Raw genomic sequence first — 17,399 nt, forward strand, 5'->3', positions numbered from 1 at the left:
CTTATCTCTTACACCAGCGTGCTGCCGAATAAACAATTGCCCACATGATTTACACTTATATCGCTGTTTTTTATTCTGCTTGCCCCACTTTATTACATCCGTGCTCTTACAGGTCAAACACGCCTTTTTTTGACGATTTCATATAACAAAAAAAGCAAATTGAAACCGATTTCAATTTGCTTGATGTATATTCCTTTATTACAGTCGATTACAAATATTCTACCAACTATTTTTGGCAATTATATCTTTAATGACATTGGTATAATTAAAATCAAAACATCTATCAAACGCTACCAGCATCTGCACATCTGAAATCTGCATATCTGCACATCTACTGTTGTTGTTGTTGTTGCTGCTGCTGAATAATCTCCATATGCCTTTGATAGCTGTTTTTAGCTGTGTTATCGGTTGCACGATGCTCTATGGCATTATCGTGATGGGCTTTATCATCAATACTTGTAAAAGTGCTCTCGTCATCATCCACACTAACCGCTACTTCCAGTTTGTGGCCAGATGTGCCCTTATAAACACCTTTTACCGGCGAACAATCTGAAAAATTACGGCCAACGGCCAAACGCACATGGGTTTCATTAGCGATGCAATTATTAGTAGGGTCGATACCCAGCCAGCCATAATCCGGGATGTAGGCTTCGGCCCAGGCATGGGTGGCACCTTCGCCGCGCATAGTGCTGCTATTGGTACAAATATAACCGCTTACGTAGCGCGCAGGTATCTTTAGCAGGCGCAGCATCACCATTAAAATGTGCGCAAAATCCTGGCAAACACCGGCTTTTAGTTTCCAAACCTCGTCAAGCGTAGTTTCAACAGTGGTTACTCCCTTAATATATTCAAAGTTTTGATATACATAGCCACAAAAGCGTAGCGCTATCTGGAATGGTGTATCATCGTAAGCGCGTTCCTGGTCTACAATAACCTGTAGTTCGGGCAAGCCTTCAAAATATTCCTGTTTCAAAAAGTCGATATAAGGCACCATGTACTGGATGTGTTTAAGATATTCCCATTGTTGGTCCGGGAAAATATCTGTAACAGGTAATGGCCGCTGCCTGGTGGTTACACTTAATTTTGAATTGATAACCATTACCGAATGCGGCTCGCTATAGGTAAAGCTACCTATTTCGTTACCATAGTAATCAATATGGGTATCTACCACCGGGTTGCCGGTTATATTCAGCTCATGGTATGTTACATCCTGGTATTCGTCTTTAATTGGATAAAGAACAATCTGGTTGGCGCTGTCGCGCACCATCCCTTCGTAACTGTATTTGGTAATATGCTGTATCTTAAAGTCGGGCATGTTTTTTTGAATTAGTTAATTTGAGGATTTGAAAATTTGAAAATGCCATGTCGGCCTATCCAATCAAATCGCTCTTTCATTCATCTTCAAATTCTCAAATCTTCAAATCAAGATTATGAGTTTGCAAAGTAATATTCGTTTAATGAGTTACCAATGCCATAAAGTTCTTTCCTGGTTTGTGTTAAAAATAAATGCAGCCCTTCATCACGGATGCTCTTTACCGAACTGTACTTGATCCGGCTTTGCAACCTGCCTATCTGGAATGACATCTCGCGGAAGGTATCTACGTTACTGTCATTTTTCAACCTGTCAAAATAACGGTGTATGTTATTTACCGAGTAGATAACCGAGCGGGGGAAATCATTATTCAATGCTACCTGTTCCAAAACGTTTTCTGCCTCAAAACCCTCACGGTAGGTTTTTAGATAAAGTTCATATCCGCCTAATGACAACAAGAGATGTTTCCAATAGGTGGTGTCTGTCAGCAAGTCTGGGTTATCGCTTACCGAGCTGAATTTGGTATCCAAAATATCTACCGACTGGATGGCCCGCTCCAGGTATTTGCCAATATTCATGAAGCTGCGGCCTTCGCCACGCTCCATCGTAATTTCTGCTGTACCGTAATAAAGCATTACCTGTTTTATCAATATATCAAGCACGCCAATAGGGTCCTCGCGCTGCAGGGAGCGCTCCAGGCGCGAATCCTTTACAGTATGGTAATACTCGTTAAGGCATTGCCAAAGATCCTTGGAGATATGCTCCTGCACGCCACGCGCGTTTTCCCTGGCCAGGGTTATAATGTTCAGTATCGAGTTAGGGTTGTTTTTACCCGTAACCATGTATTTTAAAACTGCCCGGCTGTCATTCTCCAGTTTTTCAATTTCCGTCTCTTTAATTCCGGCAAAAATCCTGATCACCGGTTCCCAGGTAAATTCCTGTACGGTATCCTGCGAAGAGGCATAATTAATTTTGAGCATCCTCAGCATACCATCGCTGCGCTCAATGTAACGGCTTAACCAATAAAAACTTGCTGCAACCCTGCTTAACATATTAGCTCTTTAAGCCCCCTACCCCCCTGAAGGGGGAACGATAAGGGGGATGTTTATTTAAAATTCAACTATACTATTTTCACTCCCCCTTCAGGGGGCTGGGGGGCTTTATGCCAGCACCCACGTATCCTTACTGCCTCCGCCCTGCGAGCTGTTTACCACCAATGAGCCTTCTTTTAGCGCAACACGGGTTAGTCCGCCAGGTACTATTTCAATACCATCAGGCCCGTACAATGCGTAAGGCCTTAAATCGATGCGGCGTGGTTTTAATGAGCCCTGCATGTAACATGGCGCTGCCGAAAGACTAATGGTAGGTTGTGCTATAAAATTACGCGGATCTTTCAGTATCTCTTTTTTATACTCTTCAATTTCCTCTTCCGATGCCGCGTGTCCCATCAGCATGCCGTAGCCACCGCTGCCGTTGGTTTTTTTTACTACCATTTTATTCAGGTTTTTAAAAACATGCTCCCGTTCGTCGGGGTTCCCCAACTGGTGTGTGGGTACATTTTTCAGTATAGGCTCTTCGTTCAGGTAATATCTGATCATGTCTGGTACGTATACGTAAACCGCTTTATCATCGGCCACACCAGTACCAACAGCATTTACGATGGCTACGTTACCTTTACGGTAAGCGCCCATAATGCCTGCTACGCCCAGCATACTTGCGGGGTTAAATACCAGCGGATCTAAATACTCATCATCAACCCGGCGATAAATTACGTCTACCTGCTGCAGGCCTGTGGTGGTTTTCATATAAACCTTGTGGTTGTTTACCACCAGGTCGCGCCCTTCCACCAGTTCAACGCCCATCAGTCGGGCCAGGGTGGTATGCTCAAAATAAGCCGAGTTATAAATACCCGGGCTTAACAACACGATAGTGGGGTTTGAGATTTGCCGTGGAGATAATGCCAGCAAGTTTTTATACAATATGGTAGGGTATTCCGTAACACTCCGTACGCCGCACTGGGGCAGCAAATCCGGAAATAAACGTTTGGTTATTTCGCGGTTTTCCAGCATGTAACTCACGCCCGATGGGGTGCGCAAATTATCCTCCAGCACATAAAAAGTACCGTCCTCGTCGCGGATCAGGTCGATGCCCGAGATATGCACATAGATATCGTAAGGTACCTTCAATTGGTACATCTCGCGCAAAAAGTGCGGGCACGAGTAAATGATATCAATAGGCACAATACCATCTTTTACAATAAACTGGTTATTGTATATATCCTTCAGGAAATGGTTTAGCGCGGTAAGGCGCTGTTTAATACCTTTTTCTACAAAAGCCCATTCGCTGGCGGTAATAATGCGCGGAATAATGTCGAAGGGGAAAATCTTTTCAATACCCTCGCCGCTGTTGTACACCGTAAAGGTGATACCCTGGCTCATAAAAAGACGTTTGGCCAGCTCCTCTTTTTTGTTCAAATCGTCGGCCGATTCCTGCGAAATATATTCAATTACCTTGCGATAATGTTCACGAACATTGTTGTCCAGGCCATACATTTCGTCCCAAACACCACCTATTGGGTTATATTTATCAAAATAAGCTGATTCCTGCATGTGAAATTGTGAAGATTTAAAGATTATTAATCAGTTATTTTTTAAAAATGTAATTTATGAAGTGTTTTTGATAAAAAAGGAAATTATTTTGAATTTTTTACGATTATTTTGATTGATTTTTCATTTTTCATAAAGTTTAGGTATTGATATGGCAATTTATACTGACAAAACTTATTTTAATGGCTGATTATCTTCACCTAAAATATTAGTGGCAGGCAGTATATTGTTGCATAACAACTGATACAATTTTCGTGTTATTTCAAATCATAAAGAAATATGGGCTGTTATATGTGACACTGTTATTGTTGGTTTCTGCTAACAATAATTGCAAATGGAAAAAAGGCGCGCTGCCCGCTAAAACAACGACAAACCTCAACGCAGTTGATACTACATCAGAGAGTTTCAATATATTCTTCAATAGGTTTAGCACCGATTCTGTGTTTCAAATATCAAGGATCGCGTTCCCGATAAAGTTAACGAAAATTGGCGGCGAAGGTGAAAGCGATACCACAAAATTTATTGAAAAAAGGTTGGTTGATTAACAAGGTGCAGCCAGTAAAACAAGTAATTGCCAAGCTAACACAGGCAGGCGGCCGCACCCAATATAATCCGGGTTCATTTTTATCCCTAACACCCCAATAATCGACGGCACCAATACCTTTGTTTTTTTTAAATAATATTCCGGTTTTGAGCATATCAAAAATATTCTGCTTAAATTGGTAGTAAGCTTACAATAAAGCCTGCCCTATTTAAACCATCCAGTTTCAAGCTTTTCGGTTTTTTTGAACATGAAAACTATTTTAGGTATTATCATTTTCCTGGTAAGTTACCGCTCTGCATCGGCGCAAACTTCTGTTTTGGCCGACAATGCCGACGATGGGTGTAAAGTGAAATTCGAAAAGATTAAGTCAAAAATCGACGCCAGGCGGAAAAAGTACGAGTTTAATGTTCAGGAATACAAAGATGGCATGTTTTGCAGCGAATGCGGCCGCACCAAAAGCGAAATTGAAGAACGTGCCCATTTAAGTTTTAGCCAGCATATCCGTGATGGCGCAACCCGTAACCGCCGGGCGCTGATTGCTACGCATGAGCTATATCACGACCTGTATATAGAATACATTATTGATTTTAACGACCTTAAAAAGGAATATGAAGATAAGTATAACGATTGTGGGGGCGATAATTCATCGCTGGCTTTGCAAACGATAACCGATCAGCAGTTTCAATTATACACAGTTGAACTTAATGGGGACACCAATCAGTATAACACGCAGTGGGAATTACTTCGAATAAATTATAGCTTTTATTATTCGTGGTTTATGAGCATCAGTATCACCAGATGGCAAAACACCAGGGTTCAGGTTATTCGGCTTACCGATAATCGTTATCAAACAGATGGTCGTGAAAATGCGGTTATAAAGGCCGGCAACATGCTGCATAATTATATGCAAACCTTGGCCGGCAATAAAAGCGATTTTTTTATGGAAACAGACGCGCAACCTACATGGCCCCTTAAGGGATCTTTAACCGCCAGAAAATAAGATAAGGGCTCCGGAGTTGCTATCCGAAGCCCTATCTTGTTTCACGTAGTTAAAGATTTATTATTTCCAATTAGCCCAATTACTTGCTCCCGCCCAGTTTGAAGTGCCAATAGCGCCGCGATAGGTAACCGTAGTAAAAAATGAATTGTTAAAATCATTCCCCGTAAAATCAGCGCCGTTTAAAGCCGGAGAGCCTTCTGACGGGGTGAGATCAGGTGTGCTGCCCGTGTACATTGCTTTAAGTTTAAAATCTGTTGACGCAATTATAACCGTGTTTTTATTAACGATATTTGTTTCAAATACCGTTAATTCAGGATCGGCGACTACAATGTAGTCAAGGTCGCGGGAAAAGGCACGCGCCGTCGTGTCTGATTGTACCAGGTTACTCCTGAATTCGGCATTATTATTACTTAAAATCACAGGTCTTGTTCTGGGGCATACCATGAACCCTCCCTGTGGATACTCGGCTACAATCGAATTCCTGATAGCAAGCCTGGTACCTTTGCGCATATATACAGCCTGGTTCAAATTAGTTTTTACCGTTTCCATCCCCTGCGGACCTATAATAGTCATATTTGTGACCACCGGACGGGTTAAGGGAGCATTGGCAGTTGGAACTTCATCGTTATAACTTTCAAACCCGTTTGCCCTTAAAGCCGGAGATGAGGCCTTGGTTCGATACGAAATCAAGAATTGCAGGTGGCCAGTATAACCAAGGTCAAAATCAAAATCGTCGTCTCCGTTATTGTACGCCAAAAGATGAGTGGCATTTACTGTTCCGCCTACAAATTGAAAGGCATCATCATTGGAGTATTTAACCATTACATTATCAACTTTTGTACCCAAGCCTACACTGGCCATTAACAGTCCGCTTGCTTTATCAACAACCCATTCGTCTTCGGCGGGCGGGTTTATGCCACCTGCGTATTCCAATCTCAAATAAGTAATAGAGCCCGAATTATCGGCAGAATTTGTACCGCCGTATTTGGTGTCGTCGGATACGGGCAAACCGGCAACATTACCTGTGCCGGTGTTGGTAGGCGCACTGCCTAAAAGTATTATCGCGCCCCAATCGCCGGGCGATTTTGCGGTAGCTGCAGACGTAAATATCACGGGTTTATCTGCTGTGCCATTAACAATTAATTTTGCCCCCTCGGTTATCACCAGTACTGTTTTCTTATCGGCAGCATCCTGTTTTTCGGCGTAAACGGTAATGCCCGCCGGAATAGTAAGTACTGCATTGTTTTTAACATAAACCTGCCCTTTTAAATAATAGTTCTTATTGGCATCCAATGTTACGCTGGTAGTAATGGAACCGGAGAGGGTATCGGTTTTCCGGCTGGTATCGGTATTGTTGTTAATTGAGTTTGAATCTTTTTTACAGGCACCAAAAAGCAAAATAGTTATTGACAGTAGTAGGGTAAATTTTCTCATAAAAAATCATAATTGTTTACCTACTAACCCGTTCTCATTAATTTTGTTTCGTTTAAATTAATAATTGCATTTATAAAACAAAAGGCCCGGATAAACTCCAGGCCTTTTGTTTTATTATCAAGTTAAAACAGCCTAGTGTTTTACATCATGAATTTCTTCTTCCCTGAACAATTTAGCGCTAAAGAAATCATTGTTCATGCGGGCAATGTTAGTAAGCTTGATCTCTTTAGGGCATTCAGCTTCGCAGGCACCGGTATTGGTACAGCTGCCAAATCCTTCTTCGTCCATTTGGGCCACCATTGATTGTACTCGGCTATAACGCTCTGGCTGGCCTTGCGGTAACAAGCCCAGCTGGGTAACTTTTGCAGATACAAACAACATCGCCGAAGCATTTTTACATGCTGCAACACAGGCACCGCAACCAATACAGGTAGCAGAGTTAAATGCCTCGTCGGCAATAACTTTCGGGATAAGGATGGCATTACCATCGGTTGTTACGCCGGTATTTACCGATACATAACCGCCAGCCTGCTGTATCCTGTCGAACGCCGAACGGTCAACTGCCAAATCCTTCACAACCGGGAATGCTGAAGCTCTCCACGGTTCAATCGTGATGGTTTCGCCATCATGAAAGGTACGCATGTGCAGCTGGCAGGTAGTAACACCACGCTTTGGCCCATGCGGGTGGCCATTGATATATAACGAGCACATACCGCAAATACCTTCGCGGCAATCGTGATCAAAGTTAATTGGCTCATCGCCTTTATGGGTCAAACTTTCGTTAACAACGTCAAGCATTTCCAAAAATGACATATCGGGCGAAATATTTTCAGCCTTGTAAGTCACGAATTTGCCCGATGTTTGAGCATTTTTTTGACGCCATACTTTCAGCGTCAGGTTCATATTTCCGTTACTCATCTCTTTAAGATTTTGTATCAAATGTTAGTATCAAGTAGTTAGTATCAAGTATCAAGTAGTTGTATTGGTTGTATGAGTTTTTAAGTCTTACTACTTGATACTATATACTTGCTACTGCGCAGCTACTAAGCATAATTTCGTTGCGATAAATGAACTGCTTCAAATACCAGTTGTTCTTTGTGTAAATCTTCCGGTTGGTTTTCGCCTTTAAATTCCCAGGCAGCTACAAACGCGAAGTTGTCATCGTCGCGCAATGCCTCACCATCTGGCGTTTGCGATTCAACCCTGAAGTGGCCACCGCATGATTCGTTACGCATCAGTGCATCATCAACCATCAGTTCGCCAAGCTCGATAAAGTCGGCAATACGGCCGGCCCTTTCCAATGAAGCGTTTACTTCTTCGTTTTCACCGGTAACAATGGCATTCACCCAGAAATCGGCTTTCAATGCCTGGATCAAACCTTTGGCTTTTGTTAAACCCTCTGCTGTACGGGCCATACCGCAATATTCCCACATAATGTGGCCAAGCTCGCGGTGATACTCGTTTACAGTTTTATTGCCTTTTAAAGCAAGCAATTTATTGATATAAGTTATTACGTCCTTTTTAGTAGCTTCGAAGGCAGGGTGCGTGGTGTCTACCTTTTTAGGGCCAAGTTTGGCCAGGTAATCACCAAGGGTAAAAGGGATCACAAAGTAGCCATCAGATAAGCCCTGCATCAAAGCAGAAGCGCCCAAACGGTTGGCGCCATGGTCGCTAAAGTTACATTCGCCCAAAGCATATAAACCAGGTACGGTTGTGCTCAGGTTATAATCAACCCAAAGGCCACCCATGGTATAGTGTACAGCCGGGTAAATACGCATTGGTTGTTTGTATGGATTTTCATCCGTAATCTGTATGTACATATCAAACAGGTTACCATATTTTGCCCTAACAGTATCCTCGCCTAAACGTTTGATGGCGTCGGCAAAGTCAAGGAATACCGCGAAACCCGAGCCTCCTACGCCCTTGCCTTCTGCAACCATTTCTTTGGCGTTACGTGAAGCCACGTCGCGCGGTACCAGGTTACCAAAAGCAGGGTATTTACGTTCCAGGAAGTAATCGCGGTCGTCCTCTTTTACCTGGTCGGCTTTAATTGTTCCTTTGCGTAACTGTTCGGCAATTTCTACTGTTTTTGGCGCCCAAACGCGTCCGTCATTTCTTAATGACTCAGACATCAGCGTTAACTTCGACTGATGATCGCCGGTTACCGGGATACAGGTTGGGTGAATTTGGGTATAGCAAGGGTTACCGAAGAATGCACCACGTTTGTGAGCCCTCCAGGCAGCCGTTACGTTTGAGCCGATTGCATTGGTTGACAGGTAGAAAACATTGCTGTATCCCCCTGTGCACAACAACACTGCATGACCTGCATGTGTATCAATTGAACCGGTGATCATGTTACGGGTAACAATACCTTTGGCATGGCCATCAATGGTAACCACATCAAGCATTTCGGTACGGGTATACATTTTTACCTTGCCGGCGTGTATCTGGCGGTTCAATGCCGAGTATGCGCCTAAAAGCAATTGTTGCCCTGTCTGGCCACGTGCATAAAACGTACGTGATACCTGCGAACCACCGAATGAGCGGTTATCCAGCAAGCCGCCATATTCGCGTGCAAAAGGAACACCCTGTGCTACGCATTGGTCGATGATATTTACTGATACTTCGGCAAGGCGGTATACGTTGCCTTCACGGGCACGGTAATCGCCACCCTTTATAGTGTCATAAAACAAACGGAACACACTGTCGCCGTCGTTCTGATAGTTTTTTGCAGCGTTAATACCACCCTGTGCCGCAATAGAGTGCGCACGGCGTGGACTATCCTGGAAACAAAAAGCCTTTACGTTATAACCAAGCTCGGCCAATGAGGCTGCTGCTGATGCGCCTGCCAAACCGGTACCTACAACAATAATATCGTATTTACGCTTGTTGGCCGGGTTAACCAGCTTCAGGTCAAATTTATGCTTGCTCCATTTTTGGGCTAATGGGCCTTCTGGAATTTTAGCATCTAAACTCATTTTTTTTATATTTTATATTAGTGAGTGGTTGGTTTGGTGAGTTGTGAGTGGTGAGTAGTGAGTTTGAAAGGGTGTTTATTTTCCAACTTAATCAACTCATTTAACTTAATTAACCATTCAACTTAATCAACCTAATCAACTCATTTAACTTAATCAACCTTTAACTACAAAATAGTAATATACTGGCATTGCGGCAAAACCCAGTGGGATAATTACTGCAAAAAACCAGGTGCCAATAGCATATACAATAGGTGTATATTTACGGTGTACCCAGCCCAGTGTGCGGAAAGCGCTCTGGAAACCATGCAACAGGTGGAATGATAGTGCACCCATGGCAATCACGTAAAATACTACATACCATAAATGGCTAAAGCTAAATACCACGCGTGCATGCAAATCTTTTACCCTTACAATTTCTACATTGTTTTCAACAGAAACAGAATGGTTAAAATCCTCCGAAACAGGTGTGTAAACAGATTCGGTTGTTTTGCCTGTTGCCAAGTCGGTGCGATACTCTTTAAAGCCCATTTCCTTGTCATTATGGTAGCGAAACCAAAAATCGCCCATGTGTATAACGATAAACAACAACAGGATTGAGCCCAAAAGGCCCATGTTTTTTGACGACCAGGTAGCATCAGATTTTGGCTGGATAGCATAACCCACCGGGCGTGATTTGCGGTTTTTAACCGTAATAATTAATGCGTAAAGCGCATGTACCGCTATAGACAGGTATAGGATATACGCAATTACTTCAATTGGTGCAAAATGTGTAAGAAAGTTGGCATACACATTAAAACCAAAACCGTTATCGTTGCTAAATAGCAACAGGTTGCCCCCAAGGTGTACAATAATAAAAGTACACAAAAACAAGCCTGTTAAAGCCATGATCAGCTTTTTGCCCAGCGATGAGTTAAAGGTTTGTTTAATTTCGCTCATTATGAATTAGATTTATTTGGGCAAAAGTATCTATTATATGCCAAAAGATATAAATGCATCCGGCTTATTAACCCCTAAAAAGTTATTTAGAATCAATCTAAGAAATTACAATATAATTACACAAAAATTACGGCGTAAAATAAGCTGTAAATGAAACGCGCGTTAGGCGATCGCGACTACTTTATCTTTCAATACGGCAAAAATTTTATCTGCCTGTCGGCTGTGGATGGCTATTTTACCGGTGAATTTACCAAATGACGGGAATATTGCCTGCCTGCTGCCAAACGCAAAGCAGGGTAAGGTTATGCTTTGCCTGCCTTTACCGCTCAGGTTTACACCAGGGTGGATGTGTCCGCAAAAAACATAACCGTCCGCGTTTTGCAGCTTATCGTCGGGCAAGGGATGGTGCAGCATCAGGAAGGGGCCAATCAATAATTCGTCATGCAGCTCGATATTGAGTTTTTGGTAGTTACTGTCGGCTATAATATCATGGTTTCCCCTTATGAGGATGATTTGCAATCCCGGAAACTGGCTGCGCCAAAGAATAAACCAATCCCAATCGTTATTCATATCGCTATGAAACAGATCGCCAAGAAAAATGAGTTTTTCGGGCTTGTGCTCGTGCACCAGGTCAGATAGCGTGGCCAGGTCGCTTTGTTCCATATCACGGGGCACAGCTATCCCTGCTTTGCGGAAGTGCCCCACTTTACCAAAGTGCACATCGGCTATTATTAAAGCTTTTTGCTGTTGCCAGTAAATGGCTTTTTGAGGGAGCAATAACAGATCCTGGTTGAGTAAATTAAAGGGAGTTGCCACACTAATCATCATAACAACAACAAAGTTATGAATTTATTTCGGGGGCAACTTGATAAGCTCTTGTAATTGAATGTACAAGGGTGCGGCTTAATTTTAATATTTTCAATCACTTGTAACACAACCTGATAATTAACCGTAATTAAATAAAATCAATTATATGAAAGCGCACCGCCTTTTAATTTTTTCATTTGCCTGTTTTATGATAGCCGCGTGTAAAGATGATAAAATTACGCCCCAACAATTACAGGGAACATACAAAGGTTCGTTCAAGAGTTTAAATACAGCATCCATGACCGATAGATCGGGCTTGCTTGACGGTACCGCCGAAATTGTTATCAGCGGTAATAATTACCAGGGTGGTTCCACAGCAGCACAAACAAGCAGGGGTAGTTACGTAATAGCAGGTAATGAAATAACCTTTACCGATAGCCTTGCCCATACCGCCAATTTCAACTGGAGTTTGCTGTTAAACGGCACATTTAAACAAAGCACCAAAGGCGATAGCCTGGTATGGACGAAAACCCTGGGCACCTACAACTTTATTTACACCCTTAAAAAACAATAGCCTTAGGTGCGTTATTGCTTTTTTTAAGCTATCTTATTTAATGTTAAGCAATGTTAACAGATGGTATTGATTGTTTGAAGTGTAATTAGCTTTACCTTCATCAATCAATTTAATATGAAACGTAAGCTTAAAATTGCCTTAGCACTAGTTGTACTATCATTAACCGGCATCATTGTATTTCAATGTTATTGGAGTATCAATGCCTACCAGGTAAATAAAAAAAGGTTTGATACCCAAATAGACATAGCCATGCAGCAGGCTCTGGATAGCTGCAAGAAGGATTACTTCGACTCTATCAGAATAATATTGGTAAAACGGCTTTCGGACCCGTCCGTTGTTATTAAGTTTGATACCCTTCGCGAAGCCGACACCATCCACAAACAAGTTGGGATAATGATTACCACAGCGCATACCGGATTTGGCGAGCCCTTTCACACAACTAATAATATCATTGATTTTTACCGCCAAAAAATAAATCATAAGGCAACCATACCAGAGGTGCTTACCGAAATGTCATTTTATGTGCCCTCTTTTATGAATAGCATTAATAACATATTGGAAATGGATGATATTATGACCCACCACGATGAAATTGATGCCTATTTAAAAGCCCATAGTAATGTGCCACGCGACAGCATTTTTGCTCATCACCAAATTGTTAAAAGCGGCATGTACGAAATGCCTAAGAATTACAGACAGGCCGACAGTTTAAAGCTGCATAACTATTATACTGCCGAATTAGAAAAAATGCACGTGTACTCGCCATTTGAATTAAGCTTTTCAACCATCCCGGCGGCATTGAGCAAGCCAAATTCAAACTATAGCCAAACCACGGAGTATCCATATTTTTACCACGGGTTTACAGAGCTTAACCATAATATTTTCAATCATTTATATACCAGCGCAAGATTTTATAACCCGCAGCGGGCAGTTTTAAAAAGTATGATGACGGTGTTGCTGTTATCGGTATTGTTGGTGCTGTTTACTATTTTCTGTTTCTACTATATTATAAAAACCCTAAACCAGCAAAAAGCGCTGGGCGAGCTTAAAGACGATTTCATCAATAACATGACCCATGAGCTAAAAACACCAATTGCTACCATTACCGTTGCTATTGAGGGAATGCAGAAGTATAATGTATTAAATGATCCCGAAAAAACACAACGCTACCTGGAAACATCCCGAAATGAATTGGCCCGGCTGAATGAGTTGGTGAGCAAAGTGCTTGATGTGGCCGCTTTTGAGAATAAGGAGGTTAAACTCATTAAGGAGAACATTAATATCGACGCGCTCGTAAATGAATTAATAACTGCAGAAAGATCAAAAACGGATAAGGCCACAACCATTACTTATAAAAATGAAGCAGGCATAATTGATATTACTGCCGATAAGCTGCATTTTAAAAATGTATTGATCAATATTTTGGATAATGCGGTGAAGTATAGCGCCCAACCTGCCATTATCAATATAACCCTAACCAAAAGTAATAATATGGCGGTATTTACTATTCAGGATAACGGTATTGGTATCCCTACAGCTCATCTAAACAGGATATTTGAAAAATTTTACCGTGTACCTACCGGTAACATACACAACGTAAAAGGTACCGGCCTTGGCTTAAACTATGTGAAATATATTGCAGAAGCGCATGGAGGCAGCGTAACCGTAAAAAGTGAAGTAAATGCAGGCAGCGAATTTATAGTATCAATTCCTTTATAAAATGGATAAAACACGCATCCTGTTTGCCGAAGATGAATTGGCGCTGGCCCACATAGTGCGCGAAAGCTTGCAAGAAACCGGCTTTGACGTTACTTTATGCGCCAATGGCGAACAAGCCCTGGCGAACTATAAAAACCACAAGCCCGATATTTTGGTGCTTGATATTATGATGCCCAAGATGGATGGTTTTGAGGTAGCTAAAAGGGTACGCGAGACTGACAACATTACGCCTATTATCTTTTTAACCGCCCGGTCGCAGCCAAAAGATGTAGTGGCCGGTTTTGAATCGGGAGCCAACGATTATTTGAAAAAACCATTTAGCGTGGAGGAACTTGTTGTGCGCATTAAGGTTTTGCTGAGCGACAACCGTTTATTAAGGCCCGCGCGGCAGGTAAAACCATTAAACGATAGTTACCAAATTGGCAATATCACTTTTACTCGGCTTAAAAATACCGTTCGGCAGGGTATCAACAACTGGCAGCTAACCAACCGCGAAAGTGATATCCTTAATCTGCTCTGTAAAAATCAGCATGAAGTAATCCCGCGCAAAATGCTGTTAGAAACAATTTGGGGCGACGACAGCTTTTTTAACGCCCGCAGCCTGGATGTTTTTATCAGCAAGCTTCGCGGCCATTTAAAGGCCGATCCCAACGTGCAGATTATTACGGTGAGAGGTTTGGGGTATAAACTGGTGTGGTAAAGTTATTATCAATAACTCGTAATTAGTCTATAATAAAGCGCCAAAGAATCTCTCCGTTTATACAACCCATTTAACCTGTCAAGTTTGTTTTAATAGTGCCGAGGTTGCATCGTTCCTATAAAAACACTAAAGCCCGGCTGAATTTCTTCAACCGGGCTTTGCTATATATTAAACGAAACTTGATATTATTTCTCGTCCTTTACTTCTTCAAAGTCAACATCAGTTACGGTGTCGCCATGATCTTGTGCGCCTGCGTTAGCTTCTGGCTGAGGCTGACCACCATCGGCAGCACCTTTGTACATCTCTTCAGATGCGGTTGCCCATGCAGCGTTCAGTTCAGTTTGAGCGGCTTCAATAGCATCAAAGTTTTTAGCAGCGTAAGCTTCTTTTAACTTAGCTAAACCAGCTTCGATAGGGGCTTTTTTATCAGCGCCAATTTTATCACCGTACTCTTTCAGTTGTTTTTCTGTCGAGAAGATAAGCGCATCAGCACCGTTAAGTTTTTCAACTTCTTCACGTGCTTTTTTATCGGCATCCGCATTAGCTTCTGCTTCGTCCTTCATCTTTTTGATCTCGGCATCAGTTAAACCTGAAGAAGCTTCGATGCGGATTTTTTGCTCTTTACCTGTTGCTTTATCTTTAGCAGATACATGCAATATACCGTTGGCATCAATATCAAAAGTTACTTCAACCTGAGGCACACCGCGGGGTGCTGGTGGAATACCATCCAGGTGGAAACGACCTATAGTACGGTTACCCGCAGCCATTGGGCGCTCGCCTTGTAATATGTGAATCTCAACAGATGGCTGGCTATCGCTGGCCGTTGAAAAAGTTTCAGATTTTTTTGTAGGGATAGTTGTGTTCGACTCAATTAATTTGGTCATTACACCGCCCATTGTTTCGATACCTAATGAAAGCGGGGTAACATCTAACAACAACACATCTTTAACTTCGCCTGTTAATACACCACCTTGAATAGCAGCACCGATAGCTACAACCTCATCAGGGTTAACACCTTTTGATGGAGTTTTGCCAAAGAATTTCTGAACAGCTTCCTGAATAGCAGGGATACGTGTAGAACCACCTACCAGGATAACTTCGTCGATATCTGATGTGCTGTAACCTGCATTTTTCAATGCTGTTTTACATGGTTCAATAGTACGTTTAATCAGGCTATCTGCCAGTTGCTCAAATTTAGCACGGGTTAAAGTTTTAACCAGGTGTTTAGGCATACCATCGGCAGCGGTAATGTATGGCAAGTTTATTTCTGTTTGTGCAGAACTCGACAACTCAATTTTAGCTTTTTCGGCCGATTCTTTTAAACGCTGCAAAGCCATTGGATCTTTACGCAGATCAATACCTTCGTCACTTTTAAATTCGTCAGCTAACCAGTCAATAATTACCTGGTCAAAGTCGTCACCACCTAAGTGAGTATCACCATCGGTTGATTTTACTTCAAATACACCGTCACCTAATTCAAGGATTGACACGTCATGCGTACCACCACCGCAGTCAAAAACTGCAATTTTCATATCCTTATGCGCTTTATCAAAGCCATAAGCCAAGGCAGCAGCAGTAGGTTCGTTAATAATACGGCGAACTTTTAAACCAGCAATTTCACCGGCTTCTTTAGTTGCCTGGCGTTGTGCATCGTTAAAGTAAGCAGGTACAGTAATAACGGCTTCAGTAACTTCAGTTCCTAAAAAGTCTTCGGCAGTTTTCTTCATTTTCTGAAGAATCATGGCCGAAATCTCTTGTGGAGTGTATTTACGGTCGCCAATTTCAACACGTGGGGTGTTGTTATCACCTTTAACCACTTTGTAAGGTACGCGTGCAGCCTCGTTAGTAACCTCGTTAAACTGGTTACCCATAAAGCGTTTGATAGACGAAATGGTTTTTGTAGGGTTAGTGATTGCCTGACGTTTAGCCGGATCACCAACTTTACGCTCGCCGTTATCAATAAAAGCTACAACGGATGGCGTAGTACGTTTTCCCTCGCTATTTGCTATAACTACAGGCTCGTTACCTTCCATTACAGACACGCAGGAGTTTGTTGTTCCTAAGTCGATTCCAATTATTTTAGACATATGATTGTTTTTTCTTGATTTTATTAAATTACTACAACTCCTATTTATCAACGTTTGTGCCAAACGCGTTTGGCAGGGCATATGGTCAGGATGACAATTATTGCGTCAGAAAAGTCATAAACTGTGGTGACAGGTTGGCAGAAATCGCTTCGTTGGAGGTGAAAGGAGAAAGGTAAAAGGCGAAAGGTTTGATTAAATTCTTAGATTAGTGTTATGAAAAATCTGCCTGTAAAGTTCAAGCGAAAAGAACAAAATAAAAACAAACCCTACAGTACCGCATTTATGGCTAAGATGCAGAGAAGTGAAAGCGATTTAAAATCGGGTAAAATAACCAAAATAGAACCGGCAGATATCTGGAATTTAAAATAGTACAAAACCTAATCAACTAACAAGGGCGTTGCCTGCGGCCGGGTCATCCGCTCATACTGCACAGGCCTTAGGCACCCTGGCCGGCAGGGAAATCGCTTTTAACTTTTTTAACCTGCGAGTAACTTGCTTCTAAACTCATCGTCCAAGGCTGCCCGTTTTCTTTTTTGTGGTTTACTGCTTTTAGATTCAGTTTCCCGTTCGATGATATTTAAGGCCATTTTTGCAATGATATTGTAATTCAAAGCCGAGTTCCCTTTCTTTTTGAGCGAATTGTCCTCTTTGAAAACCATATCAAGCGTCCAGTGAAGGTTGTTTTCGATAGCCCAATGGCTC

17 protein-coding genes are annotated in these 17,399 nt (G+C 42.1%); 5 read left to right on the forward strand and 12 right to left on the reverse strand.

The features are described 5' to 3' along the window. The 5 genes from AC1DU2_RS30170 to AC1DU2_RS30190 all read right to left on the reverse strand — a co-directional run. The coding region (locus AC1DU2_RS30170; protein WP_477356830.1) for an IS1/IS1595 family N-terminal zinc-binding domain-containing protein at positions 1–117 on the reverse strand (117 nt) is incomplete at its 3' end. Positions 118–331: 214 nt separating this feature from the next. Beyond that, complete coding sequence (locus tag AC1DU2_RS30175; protein WP_477389255.1) at positions 332–1,315, reverse strand: transglutaminase family protein; 984 nt, start codon at positions 1,313–1,315, stop codon at positions 332–334. Positions 1,316–1,428: 113 nt separating this feature from the next. After that, complete coding sequence (locus AC1DU2_RS30180) at positions 1,429–2,364, reverse strand: alpha-E domain-containing protein (RefSeq protein WP_147052910.1); 936 nt, start codon at positions 2,362–2,364, stop codon at positions 1,429–1,431. A 108-nt stretch (positions 2,365–2,472) separates the two neighbouring features. Beyond that, a complete protein-coding gene (locus AC1DU2_RS30185) occupies positions 2,473–3,921 on the reverse strand; it encodes a circularly permuted type 2 ATP-grasp protein (protein ID WP_477359212.1) in 1,449 nt (482 codons plus the stop codon). Between the two features lie 473 nt (positions 3,922–4,394). After that, positions 4,395–4,616 (reverse strand): hypothetical protein, encoded by a 222-nt coding sequence (locus AC1DU2_RS30190; RefSeq protein WP_477389257.1) that lies wholly within the window; start codon positions 4,614–4,616, stop codon positions 4,395–4,397. Positions 4,617–4,709: 93 nt separating this feature from the next. Between AC1DU2_RS30190 and AC1DU2_RS30195 the strand changes: the two genes are divergently transcribed. After that, on the forward strand, positions 4,710–5,462 hold the full coding sequence (locus AC1DU2_RS30195) for a hypothetical protein (protein WP_477359209.1): 753 nt from the start codon (positions 4,710–4,712) through the stop codon (positions 5,460–5,462). 60 nt (positions 5,463–5,522) lie between these two features. Here AC1DU2_RS30195 and AC1DU2_RS30200 read toward each other — a convergent pair whose 3' ends face one another. The 5 genes from AC1DU2_RS30200 to pdeM all read right to left on the reverse strand — a co-directional run bounded on the left by AC1DU2_RS30200 (position 5,523) and on the right by pdeM (position 11,638). Continuing rightward, on the reverse strand, positions 5,523–6,896 hold the full coding sequence (locus AC1DU2_RS30200; RefSeq protein ID WP_477389259.1) for a hypothetical protein: 1,374 nt from the start codon (positions 6,894–6,896) through the stop codon (positions 5,523–5,525). 132 nt (positions 6,897–7,028) lie between these two features. Then, the gene (locus tag AC1DU2_RS30205; protein ID WP_477359203.1) at positions 7,029–7,814 is read right to left on the reverse strand and encodes a succinate dehydrogenase/fumarate reductase iron-sulfur subunit; all 786 of its coding nucleotides are present in this window, start codon (positions 7,812–7,814) and stop codon (positions 7,029–7,031) included. 125 nt (positions 7,815–7,939) lie between these two features. Beyond that, positions 7,940–9,874: a fumarate reductase/succinate dehydrogenase flavoprotein subunit gene (locus AC1DU2_RS30210; protein ID WP_477359200.1), complete on the reverse strand. Its 1,935-nt coding sequence runs from the start codon at positions 9,872–9,874 to the stop codon at positions 7,940–7,942. A gap of 153 nt (positions 9,875–10,027) precedes the next feature. Beyond that, on the reverse strand, positions 10,028–10,810 hold the full coding sequence (locus tag AC1DU2_RS30215) for a succinate dehydrogenase cytochrome b subunit (protein ID WP_477359197.1): 783 nt from the start codon (positions 10,808–10,810) through the stop codon (positions 10,028–10,030). Between the two features lie 162 nt (positions 10,811–10,972). After that, a complete protein-coding gene (gene pdeM, locus AC1DU2_RS30220) occupies positions 10,973–11,638 on the reverse strand; it encodes a ligase-associated DNA damage response endonuclease PdeM (protein WP_477389261.1) in 666 nt (221 codons plus the stop codon). 145 nt (positions 11,639–11,783) lie between these two features. Here pdeM and AC1DU2_RS30225 point away from each other — a divergent pair, with 145 nt between their 5' ends. The 3 genes from AC1DU2_RS30225 to AC1DU2_RS30235 all read left to right on the forward strand — a co-directional run bounded on the left by AC1DU2_RS30225 (position 11,784) and on the right by AC1DU2_RS30235 (position 14,610). Next, positions 11,784–12,191 (forward strand): hypothetical protein, encoded by a 408-nt coding sequence (locus AC1DU2_RS30225; protein WP_477359191.1) that lies wholly within the window; start codon positions 11,784–11,786, stop codon positions 12,189–12,191. A 114-nt stretch (positions 12,192–12,305) separates the two neighbouring features. Further along, positions 12,306–13,910: a sensor histidine kinase gene (locus AC1DU2_RS30230; RefSeq protein WP_477389263.1), complete on the forward strand. Its 1,605-nt coding sequence runs from the start codon at positions 12,306–12,308 to the stop codon at positions 13,908–13,910. A gap of 1 nt (position 13,911) precedes the next feature. Beyond that, positions 13,912–14,610 (forward strand): response regulator transcription factor, encoded by a 699-nt coding sequence (locus AC1DU2_RS30235; RefSeq protein WP_477389264.1) that lies wholly within the window; start codon positions 13,912–13,914, stop codon positions 14,608–14,610. 185 nt (positions 14,611–14,795) lie between these two features. Here the strand turns inward: AC1DU2_RS30235 and dnaK are convergent, their stop codons facing one another. Further along, positions 14,796–16,697 (reverse strand): molecular chaperone DnaK, encoded by a 1,902-nt coding sequence (gene dnaK / locus AC1DU2_RS30240; protein WP_477359182.1) that lies wholly within the window; start codon positions 16,695–16,697, stop codon positions 14,796–14,798. Between the two features lie 213 nt (positions 16,698–16,910). On the opposite strand from dnaK, the gene AC1DU2_RS30245 reads away from it, so the two are divergent. Beyond that, a complete protein-coding gene (locus tag AC1DU2_RS30245) occupies positions 16,911–17,066 on the forward strand; it encodes a DUF2683 family protein (protein ID WP_477389266.1) in 156 nt (51 codons plus the stop codon). Between the two features lie 107 nt (positions 17,067–17,173). Here AC1DU2_RS30245 and AC1DU2_RS30250 read toward each other — a convergent pair. After that, positions 17,174–17,399: transposase (locus tag AC1DU2_RS30250; RefSeq protein ID WP_477389268.1), on the reverse strand; the 226-nt coding region annotated here is incomplete at its 5' end.

The organism is Mucilaginibacter sp. P4_C11 (assembly GCF_056402115.1).